18 protein-coding genes are annotated in these 21,436 nt (G+C 42.6%); 4 read left to right on the forward strand and 14 right to left on the reverse strand.

Features of this window, described 5'->3' with window-relative positions; genetic code table 11:
• Entirely contained in the window at positions 1–678 is a 678-nt protein-coding gene (locus DBR43_RS28260) for a hypothetical protein (RefSeq protein ID WP_124586685.1), read from the reverse strand.
• Between the two features lie 97 nt (positions 679–775).
• Complete coding sequence (locus DBR43_RS28265; RefSeq protein ID WP_233603249.1) at positions 776–1,888, reverse strand: glycoside hydrolase family 18 protein; 1,113 nt, start codon at positions 1,886–1,888, stop codon at positions 776–778.
• 209 nt (positions 1,889–2,097) lie between these two features.
• Between DBR43_RS28265 and DBR43_RS28270 the strand changes: the two genes are divergently transcribed.
• On the forward strand, positions 2,098–3,132 hold the full coding sequence (locus DBR43_RS28270) for a LacI family DNA-binding transcriptional regulator (protein ID WP_124586686.1): 1,035 nt from the start codon (positions 2,098–2,100) through the stop codon (positions 3,130–3,132).
• On the opposite strand, the gene uxuA is transcribed toward DBR43_RS28270, so the two are convergent.
• The 6 genes from uxuA to DBR43_RS28300 form a co-directional block, all read right to left on the reverse strand.
• Positions 3,129–4,304, reverse strand: coding sequence for a mannonate dehydratase (gene uxuA / locus DBR43_RS28275; protein WP_124586687.1), 1,176 nt, complete (start codon positions 4,302–4,304; stop codon positions 3,129–3,131). The genes DBR43_RS28270 and uxuA overlap by 4 nt on opposite strands.
• 4 nt (positions 4,305–4,308) lie before the next feature.
• Positions 4,309–5,130 (reverse strand): SDR family oxidoreductase, encoded by an 822-nt coding sequence (locus DBR43_RS28280; protein ID WP_124586688.1) that lies wholly within the window; start codon positions 5,128–5,130, stop codon positions 4,309–4,311.
• A gap of 105 nt (positions 5,131–5,235) precedes the next feature.
• A complete protein-coding gene (locus tag DBR43_RS28285; RefSeq protein ID WP_124586689.1) occupies positions 5,236–6,459 on the reverse strand; it encodes a purple acid phosphatase family protein in 1,224 nt (407 codons plus the stop codon).
• A gap of 63 nt (positions 6,460–6,522) precedes the next feature.
• Positions 6,523–7,776 (reverse strand): sensor histidine kinase, encoded by a 1,254-nt coding sequence (locus DBR43_RS28290; RefSeq protein ID WP_124586690.1) that lies wholly within the window; start codon positions 7,774–7,776, stop codon positions 6,523–6,525.
• Positions 7,773–8,450 carry a response regulator transcription factor gene (locus tag DBR43_RS28295; RefSeq protein WP_124586691.1) on the reverse strand — a complete coding sequence of 226 codons (678 nt, stop codon included), beginning with the start codon at positions 8,448–8,450 and terminating at the stop codon, positions 7,773–7,775. The genes DBR43_RS28290 and DBR43_RS28295 overlap by 4 nt, the downstream gene beginning before the upstream one ends.
• 641 nt (positions 8,451–9,091) lie before the next feature.
• A complete protein-coding gene (locus tag DBR43_RS28300; protein WP_069381434.1) occupies positions 9,092–9,430 on the reverse strand; it encodes a helix-turn-helix domain-containing protein in 339 nt (112 codons plus the stop codon).
• Positions 9,431–9,689: 259 nt separating this feature from the next.
• On the opposite strand from DBR43_RS28300, the gene DBR43_RS28305 reads away from it, so the two are divergent.
• The gene (locus DBR43_RS28305) at positions 9,690–9,950 is read left to right on the forward strand and encodes a hypothetical protein (protein WP_124586692.1); all 261 of its coding nucleotides are present in this window, start codon (positions 9,690–9,692) and stop codon (positions 9,948–9,950) included.
• 154 nt (positions 9,951–10,104) lie between these two features.
• Here the strand turns inward: DBR43_RS28305 and DBR43_RS28310 are convergent, their stop codons facing one another.
• The gene (locus DBR43_RS28310) at positions 10,105–11,457 is read right to left on the reverse strand and encodes a Gfo/Idh/MocA family protein (protein ID WP_124586693.1); all 1,353 of its coding nucleotides are present in this window, start codon (positions 11,455–11,457) and stop codon (positions 10,105–10,107) included.
• 449 nt (positions 11,458–11,906) lie between these two features.
• Here DBR43_RS28310 and DBR43_RS28315 point away from each other — a divergent pair, with 449 nt between their 5' ends.
• The gene (locus DBR43_RS28315; protein ID WP_199757148.1) at positions 11,907–12,926 is read left to right on the forward strand and encodes a LacI family DNA-binding transcriptional regulator; all 1,020 of its coding nucleotides are present in this window, start codon (positions 11,907–11,909) and stop codon (positions 12,924–12,926) included.
• A gap of 79 nt (positions 12,927–13,005) precedes the next feature.
• Positions 13,006–14,085, forward strand: coding sequence for a phosphotransferase enzyme family protein (locus DBR43_RS28320; protein ID WP_124586694.1), 1,080 nt, complete (start codon positions 13,006–13,008; stop codon positions 14,083–14,085).
• On the opposite strand, the gene DBR43_RS28325 is transcribed toward DBR43_RS28320, so the two are convergent.
• Genes DBR43_RS28325 through DBR43_RS28345 form a run of 5 tightly spaced genes read right to left on the reverse strand, consistent with a single transcriptional unit; the run spans position 14,030 to position 21,428 of the window.
• Positions 14,030–15,727, reverse strand: a complete 1,698-nt coding sequence (locus DBR43_RS28325; protein ID WP_124586695.1) for a GMC oxidoreductase — start codon at positions 15,725–15,727, stop codon at positions 14,030–14,032. The two genes, DBR43_RS28320 and DBR43_RS28325, sit on opposite strands and share 56 nt — an antisense overlap.
• A gap of 12 nt (positions 15,728–15,739) precedes the next feature.
• Complete coding sequence (locus tag DBR43_RS28330) at positions 15,740–16,237, reverse strand: gluconate 2-dehydrogenase subunit 3 family protein (RefSeq protein ID WP_124586696.1); 498 nt, start codon at positions 16,235–16,237, stop codon at positions 15,740–15,742.
• 18 nt (positions 16,238–16,255) lie between these two features.
• On the reverse strand, positions 16,256–18,910 hold the full coding sequence (locus tag DBR43_RS28335) for an outer membrane beta-barrel protein (protein ID WP_124586697.1): 2,655 nt from the start codon (positions 18,908–18,910) through the stop codon (positions 16,256–16,258).
• A 51-nt stretch (positions 18,911–18,961) separates the two neighbouring features.
• Complete coding sequence (locus DBR43_RS28340) at positions 18,962–20,164, reverse strand: SGNH/GDSL hydrolase family protein (protein ID WP_124586698.1); 1,203 nt, start codon at positions 20,162–20,164, stop codon at positions 18,962–18,964.
• A 46-nt stretch (positions 20,165–20,210) separates the two neighbouring features.
• Positions 20,211–21,428, reverse strand: a complete 1,218-nt coding sequence (locus DBR43_RS28345) for a hypothetical protein (protein ID WP_233603250.1) — start codon at positions 21,426–21,428, stop codon at positions 20,211–20,213.
• Between the last annotated feature and the right edge of the window lie 8 nt (positions 21,429–21,436).

Below are 21,436 nucleotides of genomic sequence, written 5' to 3' on the forward strand. Positions count from 1 at the left end.
TTATTTAGATAAAACAATTTTATTGGAAATATTGGTTTTGCCGTTGATCAGGCCCATCATGCCGGTATTCAGCATTACTGCTTTCTTTGTTTTAGATACTTTGGCCAAGGGATTTGAACAGCTGCTCACCGGTTTTTCAAAACGGTAAATGCTGGTATAACTTGCTTCTTTAAATACGTTTTTCACTTCCGGCTTTAGCTTGTTGTATTCCGTTAAGGCTTCTTTGGTGTGTGCGTAGCTTCGCTGAAAAGTATTGGTTTCCGGGCTAAAGCTGTAAGAAGAATTGTTGACGGCCTTAATTTTCATTTTCTTCAGCACATTTTGGTTGACATTATTGATGTTGGAAATGTTCCTGAAGGCAAAGCTGACACTGGCGATATAATTTTCCAGGTCCACCGTCTTTTTCACATTGCTGATACCGGGAGAATTTTTAAGGTAAGCCACCACTTCATCCATTTCTTTCTGAATCTTTTGCTTTGAAGGAACTTTGTAGCCATTTACGCTATCCAACAGCATAATTGAAGCAACTTTTGTTTTACTTGCACTCAGATTTACAGTTAAATTTACGGTCCCTGAGCCATTGGCAGCAACGTTGATCTCTTCTATAATCTGAAAACAGGAAGAAAACACACAAGCCAATAGTATTAATATAAAGTACCCTAAATTTCTCTTTATCATGTGCGATTTGACAATATTAAAAATATATAATTTCGCAAAGATATAATTTAGTCCTTTAACATTTAGGATGAATATGCATCTGTAGGCTTTTTGTATACTATTTCAGTGACTTAACAATCTCATTTAGCAAATATTCTTTAGGATCTGAAGCATATTCCCAGAACATAACCCCGGCCATCCCCTGATTGGCCACATATTTACACTTCTCCCGCACCGACCATTCGTCGTCATAAGTAATCAGGGTACGGCTATCTGCATTGAAGAGATAAGATGCTTTTGCATCCTGATCTTTAAACTCTTTGAAGCCTTTTTTATTGATCAGACTGTCTTTAATTTTACTGAAGCCACTTCCGAATTCCCCGGTAACATAACCTGCGCCCAGTCCTGTGGCGCTTCCTTCTGCTACTTTCGAGTTTCTTCCATAAAAGGCAATGCCCATCACCAGTTTCGAGGCCGGTACGCCAGCAGCGATATAAGCCCTGATCGCTTTATCTGCCGAGTTTTCTGTTGGGTAAAGCTTTGAAGGATATAAATTGGTATGGTGTCCGGCAATTTTTCCCGAATAGAAATCATAGGTCATGAGGTTGATGTAATCCAGATAAGCAGCTGCTTTATCCATTTCCGTATGGTTTAGGAAATCAGGAAAGCCGCCCACAGCGGTGGTGAGTAATTTCTTTGTGCCGCTTTCTTTTTCCAGCACATCCAGTTCCTTTCTCAGGGCTTCAAACATGAGCGTAAAATTCTGTTTGTCTTCCGGCCTGACCACATTTCCTGCTTCTCCGGCCTGAGCCGGGTATTCCCAGTCGATATCTACCCCATCTAAGTGGTATTTTCTGATGATATCTACTGCACTTAATGCAAAAGCGGCCCTGGAAGTATCCGTCAGCATGGCATCTGAAAAGTTTTCACTCCATGCCCAGCCACCTATAGAAATCAGGATTTTCAAATCCGGATTTTTCTCTTTCAGCAGTAAGAGCTTACGAAAATTAACGGTATCTGTTTTTTCGTTGGTCAGAAATGCACGGTTACGCTGAACATCTACAAAAGCATAATTGATATGTGTCAGCTTTTTTGCCGCGATCAGATCGGTATTTACCAGGCCCCTGAAGCCACCGACATAGCCAATTACGACTTTCCGAGGTGTTTCTTTCTTCATAGATCCAAACAATATGACCAACAGGAATAAAACCAGTGTTCTTTTCATCTTCATAAAAGCAGTGTTAATTTCATTTCCATTAAAGATATAAAACATTGTGATAAAATGAAAAGGATGTTGCAGATAATGCATTGATAAACAATGGCAAAGAGCCTTGCTATAAGGACAGGGCCCTTCATGTAATTAAAGAATTACCAAAATATAAAAAAAAATGAGCCTTATCTCCCCTAATAATTGCAATTTAGGCAGCAAAATGAAACGGCATGAACAACAGTATCACCTTAAAGGATATTGCGAAAGCGCTCCATCTATCTACTTCCACGATATCCAAAGCCCTGAACGACAGTTATGAAATTGGCGAGGAAACCAAGAAAAGAGTGGTGGCTTATGCCAAGGAACATCATTATGTTCCAAACCGTATGGCCAAGGGTTTAAAGCAGGGAAAAAGCAGGTCTATCGGAGTGGTGGTTTGCTCATTGGACAACAATGTAATTGCACAAATGCTGGACGGGATTGATAAGGTCAGCACAGGGAAGTCTTACCAGATCATCATCATGCAAAGTAAGGAGTCTCAGGCCCAGGAAATTGCATGCATAGATTTATTATATGCCGGAGGGATAGACGGTCTGCTCATTTCTCCAGCCTGCGAGACCATCGATTTCAGCTACCTTAAAGCCTTGCAGGCCTCAGGTTTGCCCGTGGTACTTTTCGACCGGCTTACCGATCAGATGGAAACCCATAAAGTCGGGGCAGATAATTTTAAAGGTGCTTATGATGCCACCATGCATTTAATCGAAAACGGGTACAGACGTATTGCACATTTAAATACCAATACCAACCTGAGCATTTCTATCGATCGTCTGAATGGCTATAAAGCGGCCCTGGCCGATCAGAAAATCGAGTTTAAAACGGCCTATCTGAGGTCTTGTGACTATACGGATACAAACAGGCTCAATGCAGACCTGGAACAGGCGATCAAATATTATATGTCTTTGCCGGAACCGCCGGATGCGATCTTTACGACCACTGATCAAATCACCACCAGGTGTGTAACCTTGCTGAATAAATTAGGTTATCATATCCCCGGGGATGTTGCTTTGATCGGATTTACCAATACGGAACTGGCCGATGCCATGAACCCTTCTTTGAGTACCATACATCAGCCAGCTTTTGAAATCGGACAGCTTGCTGCCGATAAGTTGATTTCTTTAATTGAACGGAAGCATCCGGAAGAGGGTTTTGAAACGATTAAATTAGAAACCCGGATCCTGTTGAGGTCTTCCAGTCAGAAAAATTAATAATTTCCGGTAATGCCCAGTTCCAGTCCACGTAACTCTGCAAGTCCGCGTAAGCGTCCTATTGCGGAATAGCCTGGATTTGTTTGTTTATGGAGGTCATCCAGCATCTGGTGGCCATGATCCGGGCGGAAAGGGATCGGTTGTTTTCGAAGCGCATTTTCCTTCACGATCGCTTTCATTACCTCATACATGTTTACATCGCCACCCAGATGGTCTGCTTCATAAAAGTTTCCTTCTTCATCTTTTGTTACATTTCTAAGGTGTAGAAAATGAACCCGCTCTTTTACCGCTTCAAAGATTTCGGGCAGGTTGTTGTCCATTCCGGCACCCAGGGAGCCGGTACAAAAGCAAATGCCGTTAAATTCCTGATTTACACTGTTGATGATGTGGAGCAGGTCTGCTTTAGTGCTTGCAATTCTTGGAAGTCCCAAGATCGGATAAGGAGGATCGTCGGGATGGATCGTCATTTTAATGCCCTCTTCTTCACAAACTTCGGCGATTCCATTCAGAAACCAGATCAGGTTTTCTTTAAGACCTTCTGTACCGATGGCTTTATATTCGTCAATGCTGTTGCGCAAAGCTTCCAGTTCGATTTCTTTTTCATTTGGAATGCCCATCAGTACATTGATTCTGAGCAGTTCCAATTCTGAAGCACTTAAGGTGGCATAACGTTGTTCTGCCTTTATACGGATCTTTTCCTCGTAATCGGCCGCTGCTCCTGTTCTTTTTAAAATGAAAAGATCAAAAACAGCAAGATCTGTCCAGTTAAAGTAAAGCGCTTTGGAGCCATCTTCCATCAGCAGGTCCAACTGCGTACGCGTCCAGTCCAGCACAGGCATGAAGTTATAACATACCGTTTTGATTCCGCAGGAAGCGAGGTTTTTTAAGCTGGTTTTATAGTTTTCCAGATACTGAGCTGCATCTGCACGCCGGGTTTTGATGGCTTCGTGCACAGGGACACTTTCCACTACCGCCCAATTTAATCCGGCAGCTTCAATGATTGATTTGCGTTCCTGAATGTCGGCCAATGGCCAGATTTCCCCATGTGGGATATGATGTAGCGCAGTGACAATCCCTGTTGCTCCTGCCTGTTTTACATCCTGCAGGCTTACCGGATCAGCTGGCCCGTACCAGCGCCAGGTCTGAACTAATTTATGATTCTTTTTATCCATTGTTTTATACGCCGCTATAGGCATTAAATCCACCATCAACTAATATTGTTTCTCCATTTACGAAGGCCGAAGCATCGCTCAGCAAGTAAATCAGTGTTCCATTGAGCTCTTCCGGATTCCCCAGTCTGCCGAAAGGCGTATGGTTTACGAAGCGTTGTGCACGATCAGTATAAGAACCATCCGGATTCGTTAATAAAGAGCGGTTTTGCTCTGTTAAAAAGACACCGGGTGCCAGCGCATTCACCCTGACACGGTCGCCATAACGCTGTGCCAGCTCTACGGCCATCCATTTCGTATATCCTTCGATGGCCGTTTTGCCCATGGTATAGCCCAATACTCTTGTTAAGGGTCTTTGTGCGGCCAGCGACGAGATGTTCACGATAGAACCCTTTCCCTTCTCTGCGATGACCCTTCCAAACACATGAGTTGGAAGTACCGTTCCGAAAAGATTGAGTTCTACCGCTTTTTGAGTATCTGCAATATTGATATCGAATATGTTCTGATCAGGAGCAATCGTTGCGCCCGGAATGTTTCCACCGGCAGCATTCACCAGGCCGTCAATGGTTCCCCAGGCATTTAAAATTTGTGTTCTTGCAGCAATCAGGGCTTCTTCATTCAACACATCAGTGATCACGGCGATGGCTTCACCCCCATTCATAGTGATGGCTTTCACCCTTTCATTTGCCTTTTCTTCATTTCTGCCTAAAATGGCCACTTTAGCTCCTGCAGCAGCAACTGCCAGTGCAAATGACTCTCCCAGTACACCGGTAGCTCCGGTGATTACAATCACCTTATTTTCTAATGAAAACAGATCTTTGCCATTCATAATTTAAGTTTATATAGGTTAAATACTTCATTCAATGTTAATGAAATTTAGCCTCGTATAACTACGATCTTCCTTAAATATTTACGATAACGTTTGCGTTTTGGGCTATCTGTTGAGTTCAAAATTGCCAACTTCCAGCCCATTGTCTGCCAGCATACGGAGCGAGAGCTGGTGTTGATTGGCTTTCAGTTTAATCAAAGTCCGCTTTCCATCCTTTGGTCCTCCGCCGATGATGATGGGGAACTGGTGCCCTTCTTCGGCCGGATGAACCTTATAAGTATGGGTATGTCCGCAGATCATCAGGTCAATCTTATATTTGTTAAACAAGGGGCCAAATACCTCCCTGCAATGTAAGGTGCCATGTGCATCACCGGAGTGGTAATGGGGAATGTGCATGATGACCACTTTAAACTTAGCCTTTTTATACGCTTTGCTTTTCAATTGTGTTTCCAGCCAAACCGCCTGTTTCTTTCTATAAGTATCAAAATCAATCAGTCCTGCATAAACCGGATGGTTGTCTTCTTTATCTTCTCCGGTATCCAGGGCAATAAAATGTACCGGTCCTCTGGTAAAACTGAAGTATTGTCCGCCATCTATATTGTGGAAATAGGCAGGCAGCTGGCGCGCAAACTTCCCTCTCGTTTCGTGGTTTCCGCGGATAAACATAAATGGCTTGCTGCTGGCAAAAGAAGTGGTGCAGGGAATGATCATATTTTTGATGATCTGGTCTTCGCCGGTTTGATAGTCAAAAATATCGCCGTTAAAGAAGACGAAGTCGTAGGGATCATTTCCATTTAGGGCCATTAGCTGAGGAATGCTTTGCGGCCGGTCATGGATGTCGTTCATGATCAGTAAAGAAACTTCATCTGCATTTGCAGCGGGTGTTTTAAACTCATAAGGACTACTTTCGATGGTTTCTCCATAACTGATCTTATAAGGTTCATAACTGAGGATCTCTTTGGAGAATACCTTATATATATAGGTAGTTCCTGGTTTCAGGTCTTTCAGGCTGATCTTATGCAAACGGTCATTTGCATTGACCATACCGTCGGTCACGGTATGTGCTTTCTTTAGGGCCCCTTCCCTTTCCTGGAATTCTACCCAGCTGTAACAGTCTTTTGCAGTGATCCACATTAAGGTCATGCTATCCGGAGCCGGATGCTGGAGGTAAGGTGGCGTTAAAAATACATGGTCTGTAGCGGGCAGTGCATCTTTTGATTCCGTAGCCGGGTTTGCTAAGGAGGCAAGTGGTGAGATGGCGAGCCCAAGGATGCTTGTTTTGGAAACCAATCCAATAAAGTCTCTCCGTTTAAATTTTTCCTGGTTCATATTTGTGGTTGAAATGAACCTGCAAATAAAGCCTTTAGCCTAGATAAATACAAAGACTAATGCTTAAAAACTGATGATAAAGGAATGTTTTTCATTTTCGTACTGATAGCTGAGTTTAAAGCTGTATAAATTACAGATTTGGCGGGAAATGGCCAGTCCGAGTCCCATGCCTTCAGAACTGGCAGTTTTGTTAAAACGCTCAAAAGTGCGGGTATCGTCTAATGCCGTGGCGATGCCGGTATTGCTAAATATCAATTGATCTGCGCTTAGTAAAACATCAATATGGCCTGATTTCAAATTATGACGAATGGCATTGCTCATCAGGTTGTTTAAGAGGATATCTGCCAGGTATTTACTCATAGAAACAGCTTTTGCTTCCAGATTTAAACTGATGCTGATCTCATTAGACTGCAATAATTCCTGAAATTGTCTCGCCTTCTGATTCAGCAACTCTTTTAGATCGATCAGTTCTTCATTTTTAATCAGGTTATTTTCAATTTTCGCCAGCAGCAGTAAAGAATGACTTAACCGTGATAAGCGTCCTACAGCCAGGTAAATGTCTTCAATCAATTCTCCCTGCTGGTCGCTGAACCCTGCGGTTTGTATCAGGGTATCCAGTTTTGAATTGATCACTGCAAGTGGTGTCATCATTTCATGCGATGCATTGTCTGTAAAGGATTTTAGTTCTTTATAATCCTGTTTAACGCGCTGCGACATGGATAGAACTGCCTGGTTGAGCTCTGTAAACTCATCGATCTTACTAAACTCGGCATTGATCTCATTTTTGTCGGCCAGGTTAAAGGCTTTCATCTGGTCAAGTATACCGTAAAATGGACGCCATAAACTATTTAATAAGAAGCGGTTTATGAGGAAAAGTATGAGGAGTAAAAAAGCAATGATTCCTAAGGTAATCAGGAAAATAAGCTTAACCAGGCCTTCCGCTTCCAGTCTGGATTTCACTACCGTTACCTCAAATAACTGCTTGTTTACCATGATATAGGTCAGCAGGCTTCTTCCTGGTTCTTCTTCCTGTTCCTTCTCATTCAGGTAGACACAATTGCTGAAATTCCGGCCGCTGGTATCTTCCTTTTTTACCGGCCTGTAGGCTACTTTCTGGTCCTGAAAATCACCCGGAAGCGGGAGCTTATGATAAGTGCCGACATAAGCCCTGATCTCCTCTTCTTCAATACTAAGGTCCCTGTCTAGTTTCTCCGTTAATATAAAATGGATCACCACATAGTAAATGACCCCGGTAAGGAGCAATACGATTAGGGAAACAAAGAGGTTCACCCGGTTATACTGACTGGCAAGTTTCATATGCTTTCGAACTTATAACCCACGCCATACATGGATTTGATGTAATCCTTACAGCCTGCTTCTATGAGTTTTTTTCTTAAGTTTTTGATGTGCGTGTAAATGAAGTCAAAATCATCGGAAAGATCAATTTCATCTCCCCAAAGGTGTTCTGCGATGGCGTTCTTTGTGACCACTTTACGCTGATTGGCAATGAAGTAAACCAGGAGGTCAAACTCCTTCTTCGTCAGGTTGAGCAGGTTGGCATTGACATTGATTTTCATTGCCTGGGTATCGATACTGATCTCGTTAAAAACAATGGTGTTGTTCCCGTCAAAGCTCTTCCGGCGGACAATTGCAGTCACTCTGGCCTGGAGTTCAGACAAGTGGAAAGGTTTCACAAGGTAGTCGTCTGCGCCCAGATTAAGGCCATCCACTTTGTCATCCAGAGAATGGCGGGCAGAGATGATCAGTACCCCATCATTCTTATTCATCTTTTTTAAAGCACGCAAAATCTCCATGCCTTCCCCTCCCGGCAGGCTGAGGTCAAGTAAGATACAATCGTAACTGTAAAGATTGATCTTTTCCATTGCGGCATGATAGTCGCAGGCTACTTCACAGATATTTCCTTCTGCACTAAAATAAGCAAGGATACTTTCCCGAAGTGACTGCTCATCTTCAACTAATAGTAATTTCATCGAACAAAGGTTGCTGTAGGTGTGTCAATTTAACAATTATTATTGATGCAGGCCGCCGTTTTTGAAAATGGCCGCAGGTCATTTGGTAATTAGCGACCGCTTCTTTTAAAAGATATCCGGAAAATGACCTGGACTGTTGTTTCCCAGCTCTTTTTCTGGAAATAAAGGTGGGCTTTTCTATCGGGAATAATGAACCAGGAAAAAGGTTACTGTGGCTCATTAGAATATTGAGGTACGACCTTATAATTCGCTGTGACAGAGGAAGTAAATTCAATACACAAAGTGAGATCAGAAGGACAGACGTGCCTGGTTCGTAAAACGAATTCTGAGTAAATATCCGTAGGATAGCAAGGAAGGAAAAATCTGTTTTTTCAATTGTAGCTGTCACCAGTCCGAGACGAATCAGGAACGACGCGGCTATAAAGACAGCTACAAAAGAAAAAAGTACACTGTATCTGTTTTTGAACAAAAAAGCAACGTTCATAAGACGATAAAATATACCGTCAAATATACCTTCCTATTCTGAAGAAAAACTGAAGTTGAACAGCTCTTTCTACCTAATTTCCAAGTGAAAGACTGGTCAGCCGGCGGCTTCCCATTATGCAATGAAAAAGTTGCTGACTGACCAGGTTTTTTAAAGTTTAAGCAATTTTGTTGCGCTGATCTTCCTTATCATATAAGTCGATCAGTTTACTTTGCAAACGGATTACAGAACTTTCCAACTGACTGATTTTTTCCTTCAGTTGTTCGATAATCTGAATGTGTTCACTTACTCCTTCTTCCCCAACATCGAGAAACTCTCTTAAGCTCAATCCGTGTACTTCAGCGATCTGATTGATGCGGCTAAAGTTCGGATCAGTAATACTTGTTTCTAATTTTGAGTACGCTGGAATTGAAATGTCCAGCAGATCGGCCATCGCTTTTTGGTTGACCCCTTTTTTTTGTCTTAAAATTCTAAATTTCTCCCCTAATGTTTTCATAATGAATATTATTATTTGTAATAACCCCTAATTGAAATAAATTTAAGAAATATTAAATATAATATTATCATATTATTACAAAATTTTGAAATTAATAATCAAAACTGACTTTTTGACCTCAACTTTTAGGGGCAAAAAGCATAAAAAAAGGGCATAAAAACCCACATTTTTTTCCGTGATTTTTGCCCTTAATCTGACCATAGGAAACGATTTTCGGCGTTTCCCTGATGTCACCACTTTTGCTCATAATTAGCTGTTTATGAGCAAAATAAAAGTTGATTATTTTTTAGTTTGCCTTAATATAAAGGCCCCTAACATGATTGCTACCGCCAATCCCGAAAACCCTGGGAAGAGGATAAATAAATACAAAACTCCTGCGACGAGGCATAAAGCGACAATAAATAAAAAACCTTGTAAAAAAGTCTCCATTTTGAACGCTGCGATGAGTGCAAACCCTAAAAAGGTTAAAGCAAGAATGGTTAAAAACATATACAAAGATGCATTTTCAATGTTAAGTTAACGTTAAGAAATAAGATTTGACGCTTTTTTTTTCAAATAAATAACAATAAAATCTCCAAAATTTCCGGGTGTAAAGCTAAATATTTTGGAGAATTCATAAAAAAAGACCAGTATGAAAAAATATACTGATCTTTTTTTGAACATAAAGTTCAATATTAATAATCGTCGTTTAGCGCGAAGATTGGTTTTCTCGTCATCCAGCTTCCACTGGTAAAATCAGGGAAATCGATGGTTTCATTTCCTAGTTCTATGGATTGCTCACTTAAAGGAGTGATTGCGCTCCATGCTGCCGCATCATATACATCTAACGGAGTCGGCTCATTTCTTTTCGCTGCTTCGATAAAAGCATGAATTACGAAGAAGTCCATTCCACCATGACCTGCACCCTGTGCATCGTTGCCATATTTTTTCCAAAGCGGGTGATCATATTTATCCAGCCATTCTTTTGCAGGGTCCCATGCATGTGGTTTGCTCACTCCTTCTACATAGATGCTCTTATTTACATCCATCCACAGGCCTTTTGTTCCCTGAACGCGGAAACCTAATGAATATGGTCTTGGCAGATTGGTATCGTGCTGTAAGATAATGGTTTCTCCGTTTGCACAATCAATGGTCGTAGTTACGATATCTCCCAAACGGAAGTTTACTTTCGCATTTGGATGGTTTTCTCCACCTTTTTCTACTATATAATTATGTAGTCCTCTTGATTTGGTTGCAAAAGAGTTTAGTTTTAAAAACTTGTTACCCCTGTTGATGTTCACACATTGTGCCACCGGACCGATACCATGCGTCGGGTACAGATCACCGTTACGGTGTACTGAGTGATTGGTTCTCCATTTCGCTTCTGAGAATCCTTTTTCGTTAAATTCTACACCCCCACCATAAGGTTTTACGCCGTCATTGAATTTTACTTCTCTCAGGTCATGCTGGTAACCGCCCTGTAAATGCATGATTTCTCCAAACACGCCCTGACGTACCATATTTAAGGCAGCCAATACATCTCTTCTGTAACATACGTTTTCCAGCATCATTACATGTCCGTTGTATTTTTCTGTTGCCTGTACCACATCCCAATGGTCTTGCAGGGTGATGCCCAGCATTACTTCAGTTGCTACGTATTTAATACCAGCTTCTAAAGATTTTATGATCATCGGTTTGTGCAGTTCCCATGGCGTAGCAATAACAATCGCTTTTAAACCTTTTGTTTCCAGTAGTTTCTTCCAGGCATTTTCATCACCCGTATAGATTTTAGGCATTGGTTTGCCGCTTTTAGCGATCATAGCTTTAGCCGAATTCAGCATTCTCTCTTCTACATCGCAGATGGCTACCAATTCTACATCATCTCTTTTCAGTAAAAGATCAAGATGATTCTGGCCTCTTAATCCAACTCCAATCATGGCAACCTTGATCTTTTCTGCTTTGGTACCTGCAAAAATTGATTGCTCCGGTAAAACAGTCAGGGCTGCCGCAGTGATGCCACTACTTCTCACAAATTGTCTTCTGTTCATAATTTATTTAGTTCATTATATATGTTCGGTTCCAATTAAAACCTTCGGTTAGGCTTAACCAGGGCATTAATCGATTACAATATATATACTATATCAGGAATGGGACAAACTAACGATTGAAAAAAAGCACGCAAACGTTTGATATTTTGCCTTTCTTCGGGATTCTAAAATGCCCTAAGCAAAAAAGAATCAGATTCCCGGTAATTGTAACAATTATATGATCGTTTTTAGCCCAAATACTTACATAATTTCTAAAAACAGTCCTGATTTGGTTATTAAAACACAATTTTCAGTCAAAAAATATCGCTTGAAATTTAAATCCGGGCTTTTATTTTCAAACAAACGTTTGCGCACATTTAGTCTGAAAGCGGGATGATTTAGCGCCTGACGCAATTGTTTTTTTAAAATTATTCAAGGTTATTGAAAGTTTATTCTAATATTTGAATATCATGTCTGATAAACCTACCACGATAAAAGAAATAGCCAAAATACTTAAGATTTCGGTTTCCACCGTCTCAAGGGCTTTAAATGACCACTCCAGTATCGGTTTAACAACAAAGATGAGGGTCAAAAAGCTAGCTACTGAGCTAAATTATGAACCAAATCAGAAGGCGATACAGTTTCTTCAGGGCAAGTCTCATATTATAGGTGTCATTTTACCGGAATTATCCGAATCTTTTTTTTCCACTGCCATCAGCGGAATTGAGGATGTTGCCTACAAGCGAAACTACACCGTTTTACTCGCACAGTCGCACGATGATGCAGACCGGGAAAAGCTGCTGGTAGAAAAAATGAAAACCCAGCGTGTGGATGGCTTATTGGTCTCTGTTTCTAAAACCACCAGTACATACGAGCATTTTGAAATGTTCAAAAAGCTGAACATTCCGGTGGTGTTTTTTGACCGGATCCCTCCTATTAAAGATATTCATTATGTGGCTTCCAACCTGGAAAACGGAACCTATGAAGCGGTTAATTTCTTATTGAAAAAAGGACACCGGACAATCGGAATGATCAATGGACCTACCACCTTAGTGGCCAGTCATGAGCGGAAAGAAGGTTATATAAAGGCCATGATTTCCAATCGTTTAAAATTTGATCCTTCTCTGATCGTAAGCTGCGACCTGTCTGAAACCGGTACCATCGACGTGATGAACACCATGTTAAACCACAGGCGTAAACCAACTGCAATCGTTACCTTTAATGACTACGTGGCTTTGTTTGCCATGAGGTATACCCGTTCCCTGGAACTGGAAGGAATAGACTTTGTAAGTTATGCCAACCTCCCGATTATTAACTATATGGATTATACCCCAATTGCCTCTGTAGAGCAGTTCCCATATAAACAGGGCAAGAAAGCAGCAGACATTTTAATAGACCTGATCAACCGCCCGAAAAACGAAACCGGAACGGAACAGGCTTATTTTAACGTAGTTGTAGAATCCGAATTGATTGTTCCAACCCCAAAATAATTTTGCGCAAACGTTTGCTCAATGGTTTAATGACTTAAATAATTACGTTTGAATTCTATAACCAATTCTGATAAGACGCATGTTTGAAAATATTTTACCATTGTATGGCCTGAATTCTGATGAGACTACTGTTAACCTATTCGGCGATGGCCTGATTAACCATACATGGAAAGTAACTGCAGGCGGGCAGAGCTACATTCTGCAAAAAGTAAATACCGATGTATTTAAGAACCCTTCAGATATAGACAAGAACCTGAGCTTATTAAAAGCATTTTTAAGCGCGAAAGATCCTGACTATCTGTTTGTATCTCCTGTAAAAGCATTGTCAGGAGAATCTTTACTGAATACTCCTTCGGGCTATTTCCGCTTGTCGCCATTTGTAGAAGGTTCCCTTTCTTTAAATGCCCTGACAAAAGAGGACGAAGCCTATGAAGCAGCAAAGCAGTTCGGCAAGTTCTCGAGCCTGCTTGCAGATTTTGATGCGGAAACACTCAACATCACCATTCCTGATTTCCATAACCTGAGTTTAAGGTATGAGCAGTTTAAAACTGCCTGCGCAAACGCAAATCCGGAAAGGATGGAGAAAGCAAAGGTGTATGTGGATTTTATCAATGCCAATCAGGACCTGGTAGATACTTATCTGAGTATTGTGGCCAATAAGGAAGTGCCGTTGCGCGTGATCCACCACGATACCAAGATCAATAATGTCTTGTTCGACAAAGACTATAAAGGCATTTGTGTAATTGACCTGGATACGGTAATGCCTGGCTATTTCATCAGTGATGTAGGTGACATGATGCGGACCTATCTGTGTGCAGCCACTGAAGAAGAAACTGACATGAGCAAAATCAGCATCCGCAAAGAATTCTTTAAAGCCGTTTATGATGGTTATATGGAAGAAATGCAGGAAGTCCTGACGGATACAGAGAAACAATATTTCAGTTATGCCGGCAAGTTTATTATCTATATGCAGGCCATTCGTTTCCTTGCAGATTACCTGCAGAACGATATCTATTACGGTGCTAAATATGAAGATCATAATTTTAACAGGGCAATCAATCAAATCACCCTGTTAAAAGAATATATTAAAATTGAGGCAGCGCTTACAGCTCCCCTTTCTTCATCTGCTGAACCGCATAATCAACAGCACGCGCAGTAAGTGCCATATACGTTAATGATGGGTTTTGTGTGGAAGTAGAAGTCATGCAGGCCCCATCAGTAACGAATACATTTTTGCAGTCATGCAACTGGTTCCATTTATTCAATACTGATGTTTTAGGGTCATGGCCCATTCTTGCGCCACCCATCTCATGGATGTCCAGTCCGGGTGCCTGTGCGCCGTCATTTGGCCTGATGTTCTTAAACCCTGCTTCGGTAAACATCTCCGTCAGTTGCTCCAGGTAATCCTTTTTCATTTTTGCATCGTTGTCATCATAATCCACAGAGATGCGCAAAAGCGGGATTCCCCATTCGTCCTTCTGGTCCTTATCCAGTTTCACATAATTGCTCTTTTTAGGAATGGTTTCTCCCATCATGTGAGAGCCCACTTGCCATGGACCAAGGTTCTTGTTCAGCAATTGCGCTTTTAAATCGGTACCCATGCCCGAGGTATCTCTTTCCGGGCTCCTGTAAGCCGAGAAGCCAGCCGCATAACCGCGTTTGAAATTCGTTTCCTGTTTCAGCAGGTTTCTGAAGCGTGGGATATAACCGCCATCCGAAGGATTTCTGCCGTCGGTGGTGAATTCTTTTAAGCCTTCGTATTCTGCACTGATCCTTGCGCTGTAGTTGTGAAAAGCCACATACTTGCCCAAGACCCCGCTGTCGTTCCCCAAGCCATTTGGAAAGCGGGAAGAAGTAGAATTCAACAGGATCAGATTGGTATTGATGGCAGCAGCGTTCACAAAAATGACCTTTGCAAAATATTCTGTCACCTCTTTGGTATTGGCATCCACCACCCTTACACCGGAAGCCTTTCCAAGTTTTTCATCATAGATCACGGACTCGACCACGGAGAAAGGTTTTAAGGTCAGGTTTCCGGTTTTTGCTGCCCATGGTAAAGTGGAAGCATTGCTGCTGAAATAGCCACCAAAAGGACAGCCACGCTGACATAAATTCCTGTTCTGGCATTTCCCTCTGCCCTGGTCAAAATGAACCTGACGGGGTTGCGACAAATGTGCACAGCGTGAACTGATCACATGTCGTCCGGTATATTTTTCTTTCAGGGTTTTCTTAAAATAATCTTCCACCGCATTTAATGGAAAAGCAGGCAAAAAATCGCCGTCAGGCAATTCTGCCAGGCCATCTTTATTGCCCGAAATCCCTGCAAACTGCTCTACATAACTATACCAGGAAGCCAGGTCTTTGTACCTGATTGGCCAGTCTACCGCAAAATCATCTCTCAAAGGACCTTCAAAATCAAGGTCACTCCAGCGCTGTGTCTGCCGGGCCCATAGTAAGGACTTTCCGCCTACCTGGTAACCACGGATCCAGTCGAAGGGCTTTTCCTGAACATAAGGGTGTTCCTTATCTTTCACAAAAAAGTGCATGGCATCTTCCCGGAAAGCATAACACTTACTCACCACAGGGTTTTCCTTGCGAATCGCAAGTGTCAACTCTCCGCGGTGTTCAAATTCGTATGGATATTTATTGGTGGTCGGATAATCGATCAGGTGTTTTACATCCCTGCCCCTTTCCAGCACCAATGTTTTTAATCCTTTTTCAGTAAATTCTTTGGCGGCCCATCCACCACTAATGCCGGAGCCAATGACGATGGCATCATAAGTATGTTGTTTGTTTGACATGTTCTCTTTTGATTAAGCGGTTTTAACAGGGAAATAACCGTTGTATCTTCCCGGAACCAGTTCCCAGATGACCAGGTTGCTCATTACATATTTGGAATTCAGGTAGCCACCAATGGTACGTGATTTCATGATGGCGTAAAAATCGCCGGTTTCTTTCGGGAGACCTGGTTTCCCTGCATTCACCTCCATGAGTTTTTGCTTCAGCTCTGCTCCTGCCAATCCTTCAAAAGTATTCATGCCTTTTATAAAAGATTCCTGTTCCTGTTTTTCGTAGCAGTCGTCCAGCATTTTTAATACAAAAAGGTGGAGTTTCAGCTCTTTGGCACCGGGGGTATCTGTTTTGGGAATGATCAATTCTGCGATCTCTGCCAGTAATTTTTCCTGAGTGGCAGAAATGTCCAGGTGCTTCAGTTGAATGGAAACTTTGCCTTCCTCTCTTAAACAGGAAGGTAGCAGGGCCATGCCCCCTGCAAATATCAATACTTGTTTTATGGCTAAACGTCTGTTCATTGGTTAATCGTGTGTCTGCTAATGTAATCCAAAATCCTGAAGTCTCATAGAAAAACCAAGTAAGAAAAACCGGGTCACCCTGTCTGTCCGGCTTTCTGTGACCGCATTATCGGAAAAAGTTCTGTTCAGGCCATTGCCCTGATTCAGGAGGTCGTTTACCGCAAAAGTGATCATTCCCGTCCTCTTTTTGAAAATGGTTTTTTCTATTCCTGCGTTGATCAGCAAGGGATTGTTTGCCGCAATGGAATATCCGCTGTTGATCCTTTTGGAGCTGTTGAAATTCAGGGTCCAGGACTTGCTGAGGATCAGCCTGGAATAAATATTAAAGGTCCAGGTTTCTACATTTCTGGTCTGGCCGGCACTGCTCAATGAATAGGTATTGGCATTGAGGCCATAGCTCGCCTGTGCGGTCAGGCTCAGCTTATCGGTGTTTGCGGAAAAACTGAATTGCTGGTTGTAATTAAATCTCTTGCTGAAACTCTTCCTGCCATCGGTAAACAACACATCATTGGCGCGGTCCAGGTTTCCATTCAGGGTAAAAGCAAACCTTCTTTTCGAAAAAGGATAAGATAAGGTATAAGAAGTTCCGATGTTATAGTTCCCGTTTGCGTTTACATACCGCGTTTCCTGTTTCAGGCTGTTTAAGCTGTCGCCCACCAGGACCACATTCGCGACCACCTGGTTTTGGATCAGACTGGTGTTGAGTCCAACCTGGAAGGAAAGTCCGCCTTCAGGATCAAACAGGCGGTAATCTATATTTGCATTGTGGTTAAAGGAAGTCTTGAGGTCCGGGTTTCCAATAATCACATTCTGCAGGTCTCTGGTGTCCGCTACGGGTTGTAATTGCTGAAAATCAGGTGCATTACTGGAACCGTTGTAGTTTCCACTGAGGGCCTGTGAGGGCGAAATCACGAAGTTGAGGTTTCCTGAGGGCGAGAAATTGACGGTATTCTGCCTGATCCGGTCGGTCCGGCCTTCATAGCTTCCCTTTAAAGAACTGGGCTGCAAAGAAATTCCGGCGGTATAATTCAGGCGTTTAGAGCCATACCTGTAGCTGATCCGAAAATTATTATTGAGAAATGTAGAATGGTATACATTACTCAGTGAATCCACAAAACTGATCTGTCCATTCGGAGCCCTCACCCGGGTCTGTAAGCTGTTATTGGTGGAAGACAAGGAGAGCACATAGTTAAAGTCGAGATTTTTTGTGCTCACCGTATCGTCCGGGCGACTGAGCGGTTCGCTATAGCTGACACTGGCGGTAAACTGATCATTGGAGCTCTTGGTGTCCACCAGGCGGTTTAATAAGCTGTCCTTGATAAAAGCCCCGGTTTTCTGATCATAGTAGCCTATTTTGTTCATCATATCCTGGTCGCTTTTTGAGCTTCCCAAAACTCCGGAGAGGTTCACATACATGGTCCTTCCTTTTTTTGCAAAGCTTTTTCCCCAGCCAAAGTTAGCGTTCAGACTGGGGTTGTACTGACTGGAATTGCTGCTGTTGTACAAGTCCTGGCGGATGGCTCCTTTCTGAATATTCCCGGAGCTGCTGTTTGACCGCCCGTTAGAAAAACTGCCGTTTAAAGAGGCGGTCAGGTATTCTTTATCATAATTCCCCTGCAGGTTCATGTCGAAATTATGGCCGTTAGACCTCGACTTCGAGGCGTTCTCGTTCGTCGTATACAGTGTTCCCAGCGGATTAACGCGTTCTATATAATTGAACTGGTTGTTTTCATTAAGGTTATTGTTAAACGCATAATTGGCAGAGCCGACTGTTCTTTTGCTGAGGTGGTTGCGGTAGTTTCCTGAAGCATAAAGTCCGCGTGTTGACCCTGCGCTGTTATTGGCATTGTTCAGGTTCCCATTCAGGCCGATTTGTTTATCATCCTTCCATACATTTCCGGAGGTCTGAAAGCCATATCGGTTATTTGTTCCTCCATCGATGCCGGCATTGCCAAAGGTCCCCCTGTTCCTTCCCGGTTTGGTAACCAGGTTGAGGATCTTCCTCGGTTCTCCCATCTTTATCCCGGTGAGCTTCGCTTCATCTCCATAGTCATCAACCACCTGTATATGAGAGAACATTTCTGCAGGCAGCTGCTTGATGAATTCCTTGACATTACCCGTAAAAAAATCCTTTCCATTGACCCTGATCCTGGTCATCTCTTTTCCCATCGAAGTCACCTTTCCTTTCTCATCCACTTCCATTCCTGGTAGCTGTTTCAGCAATTGATCCACATGGTCTCCATCGCGAACCTTATAGGCTGCAGTATTGTACTCCAGGGTGTCTTTTTTGATCTTCATGGCCACAACCTTCCCTTCGATCACCACTTCTTTCAGCATTTGGGTGTCCGGCCTTAACAGAATTGGTTTCAGCTGAAGTATGCTTTCTCCGGATTTAAAGGTATGGGTACTGGAAGCAGCGCGATAACCGATGCTCCTGATGAGCAGGGAAAAATCCGGCGACTGAACCTGATCAAATGAAAACTTTCCATCCTGATCCGTATTGGTACTCAGGGTATCTTTGCCGGCAATCATCCTGATATTTGCACCTGGAATGGCTTGCGCTGTACTGTCCCTTACACTCCCCTTCACAAGGCGCTTCACCTGGGCGCTCAGTTTGAGCCCGGAGCATAATACGACAATAAGAAATAAGAAAATCCTCCCAGTAATACTCAATTTAATTTCAATTTGTGGCCTTGAAGCGCCTAAGATAGAGAAAACCGCTGGTTAGTTGACTAGAAAATGCGCAATACGACAAGCATTTCCGGTACTTTTTTCATTTTTACGTTCCGTGATCCTGAGCTTTAAAATATGGCTCCCCTCCTTGAGGTTACTGCCGAACAGGACATACCAGGGTAAGTGCAGCGACCTGCTCCATTTGGTGTATAAATCCAGTTCTTTTTCCGGACCGTTGTCTATCGAATAAAGCACCGTTCCGGCATCTGCACCAGACACGACCGACATTCCTACCGCAGTACCTTTAAAGTTCAGCGTTAATGTCGCTTCCGGATGCGTAGCTACCAGCATAGGAACATGAACAAAGCCCTTGCGTGTTCCTAATCCATCAGATGGATTCCAGTCCTCGATGAGCTTCCATCCATTTGAATAGTTAGCTGCTGTGATTTTCTGATAATGTCCACGTTCAAAATTACCTTTGATCAGCGGCTTAGGCAATTGGCGAACTCCCCTTTTTTTGTCGCCGGTTAATGCGGCATCCTCAAAATTAACAGCCAGCAGGGCCCTGATGGTTTTCGCATACAGCCCCTGTCCGAATGGGGAAGGATGCAGGTCTTTAAAATCTTTCTCCCAGCTAAACTCCTTGTTTTCCATCCTGTCCCTGACCTCCTTTGCAAGGTTAACAGACGGCAATCCGTAATGGGCAGCTATGAGTTCATGGTTGACAATCGAAACCGGTATTTTCCCTTCATTATAAGCCCTGGTTTTATCCGGATCAGCGAAAGACATCAGTACGATGTCCATATTGGGTTGCGCCAGTCTTGCATGCCTGACAATCCCTTCCAGTGCACGCAACTGTATCAGGCTATCCGTCTCATTGACCTCGTCATTTACCGCGGCTTCCAGAAACAAAAGATCTACTTTTCCGGAATCCAGGACATCCCTTTGCAGGCGGAAAGCATGCGGTAAGCTGCCCAGTGAGGGAATACCGGCGGCAATAAAGTGAAAGGAAGTATTGGGGAACCGGCGCTGTAAGCTGACACAAACAGAATCCCGCCAGCCGGGTGCAGTGCTGATCGATCCGCCAAGAAAAGCTACAGTAGCCTTTTTCTGACTGTTAAAAACCCGGAAAGCATCCGGTAGCCCTTTTCTGGAGGAGATATAATTACGGTTGTCTAAGGGAGAAACCTGCCCTTCAACAGCATTTACAAAGTATAACAATACGGAAAAAAACAACAATAGTCTCTTGGTCATAAACAGGATTAGCCCTATTAAATTAAGGCAACTAAATATAGTTATTTTAATGATTTGGGTCGTATTGATATACGATTTGATAAGGTGTATTTCTCAATTTTGCAGAGATTGCACCAATGGGAAGGTCTTCTTTTTGTGGCGTAGGTTCGCAAACCGAATACAATTTTCCTTTGTAAACGATGGCATCGCCGATGGGCTTATCAAACTGAACGCCCATGGTGATGTGCGTAGGATATAACATCGCAATCATGGGCAGGTTATAGATCTCTTTGACAAGGTAAAAGAACAAGGCGACCCGGTCGTCGCAGTCACTATGGCTGGCAAATAAGGTCTCTTCAGGAGAAAGACGTTTTTCTACGCCAAAATTGGCCTGATCATCCTCATATAAAAAAGCATAACGCGTGAAACGCATTAAATAGTCTACCCCTTTTTTCTGATTCATTCCCGCTACATTTTTTTTAAGCAATGGGATCAGCGATCCATAGGTTTCTTTGCTCAATGGAATGTTGAAATAACTTTCGAAATCTACCCCCGGATAATTGGCAAATATGGCCTCCACATCCTTGCTCAGCTTGATGTTAAAATGATAAGCTTTATGTTTATAGACAAATTCCAGTTTCTTTTCAAAGTAATTGTCAGGTTTAAAATCCGGCAGTTTAGTCACTTTATAAGAAAAGGATTTTGTAGCTCCTGCAACGGCAATCGTTACCGGAACGGGCGGGTCCTGGTTCAGGTCTGCTTTGGGATAGTCGTGATAATTGAGGCACATGAACTTCTTCTGGTCTACCATAAAGAATGGGATATCCGAAATGTCTTCATCATTGAAAATGTAGAAAATGATCCTGTCTTTGCTGATGGCGAGTCTGGCATCATAGCCTGACTTCGCTAAAAAGAACCATTTATATAAGGTATACCGGCTATAATTGTCTCCTTTAGGACTAATTTGCTGTGCTGTTCTGCGGATCAGCTGATAATACAGCCAGTCGTTCAGTTCATATCTTTTCCGGTAAGCCATCAGGGAATCTATGATCGGCTGGTAATCACCGGAATTCAGGCGTTCGTAAGCCGATTTGATTGATCTTTCCGAAAGCTCCGGTGCAGGGACAATCACAGAAGTATCGATTTCTGTGTTAAAGGTCCCCTGATAAAATTCAAAAGCAATCCCCTGTTTACCCTGACCATAAGCGGTTGTCAAAGTAAGCATCAGAAATAGCGTCCCGAAAATTTTGAAAAGACGGTCCATAAGAATAGCTTCGCTTAACATTAAATATA

It is taken from the genome of Pedobacter sp. KBW06 (assembly GCF_003852525.1).
GTDB lineage: Bacteria > Bacteroidota > Bacteroidia > Sphingobacteriales > Sphingobacteriaceae > Pedobacter.

Excerpts from the sequence above, each read along its gene's own strand:
- DBR43_RS28260 (WP_124586685.1), bottom strand. The coding sequence starts at position 678 with ATGATAAAGAGAAATTTAGGGTACTTTATATTAATACTATTGGCTTGT.
- DBR43_RS28265 (WP_233603249.1), bottom strand. The coding sequence starts at position 1,888 with ATGAAGATGAAAAGAACACTGGTTTTATTCCTGTTGGTCATATTGTTT.
- DBR43_RS28270 (WP_124586686.1), top strand. The coding sequence starts at position 2,098 with ATGAACAACAGTATCACCTTAAAGGATATTGCGAAAGCGCTCCATCTA.
- uxuA (WP_124586687.1), bottom strand. The coding sequence starts at position 4,304 with ATGGATAAAAAGAATCATAAATTAGTTCAGACCTGGCGCTGGTACGGG.
- DBR43_RS28280 (WP_124586688.1), bottom strand. The coding sequence starts at position 5,130 with ATGAATGGCAAAGATCTGTTTTCATTAGAAAATAAGGTGATTGTAATC.
- DBR43_RS28285 (WP_124586689.1), bottom strand. The coding sequence starts at position 6,459 with ATGAACCAGGAAAAATTTAAACGGAGAGACTTTATTGGATTGGTTTCC.
- DBR43_RS28290 (WP_124586690.1), bottom strand. The coding sequence starts at position 7,776 with ATGAAACTTGCCAGTCAGTATAACCGGGTGAACCTCTTTGTTTCCCTA.
- DBR43_RS28295 (WP_124586691.1), bottom strand. The coding sequence starts at position 8,450 with ATGAAATTACTATTAGTTGAAGATGAGCAGTCACTTCGGGAAAGTATC.
- DBR43_RS28300 (WP_069381434.1), bottom strand. The coding sequence starts at position 9,430 with ATGAAAACATTAGGGGAGAAATTTAGAATTTTAAGACAAAAAAAAGGG.
- DBR43_RS28305 (WP_124586692.1), top strand. The coding sequence starts at position 9,690 with ATGAGCAAAATAAAAGTTGATTATTTTTTAGTTTGCCTTAATATAAAG.
- DBR43_RS28310 (WP_124586693.1), bottom strand. The coding sequence starts at position 11,457 with ATGAACAGAAGACAATTTGTGAGAAGTAGTGGCATCACTGCGGCAGCC.
- DBR43_RS28315 (WP_199757148.1), top strand. The coding sequence starts at position 11,907 with ATGTCTGATAAACCTACCACGATAAAAGAAATAGCCAAAATACTTAAG.
- DBR43_RS28320 (WP_124586694.1), top strand. The coding sequence starts at position 13,006 with ATGTTTGAAAATATTTTACCATTGTATGGCCTGAATTCTGATGAGACT.
- DBR43_RS28325 (WP_124586695.1), bottom strand. The coding sequence starts at position 15,727 with ATGTCAAACAAACAACATACTTATGATGCCATCGTCATTGGCTCCGGC.
- DBR43_RS28330 (WP_124586696.1), bottom strand. The coding sequence starts at position 16,237 with ATGAACAGACGTTTAGCCATAAAACAAGTATTGATATTTGCAGGGGGC.
- DBR43_RS28340 (WP_124586698.1), bottom strand. The coding sequence starts at position 20,164 with ATGACCAAGAGACTATTGTTGTTTTTTTCCGTATTGTTATACTTTGTA.
- DBR43_RS28345 (WP_233603250.1), bottom strand. The coding sequence starts at position 21,428 with ATGTTAAGCGAAGCTATTCTTATGGACCGTCTTTTCAAAATTTTCGGG.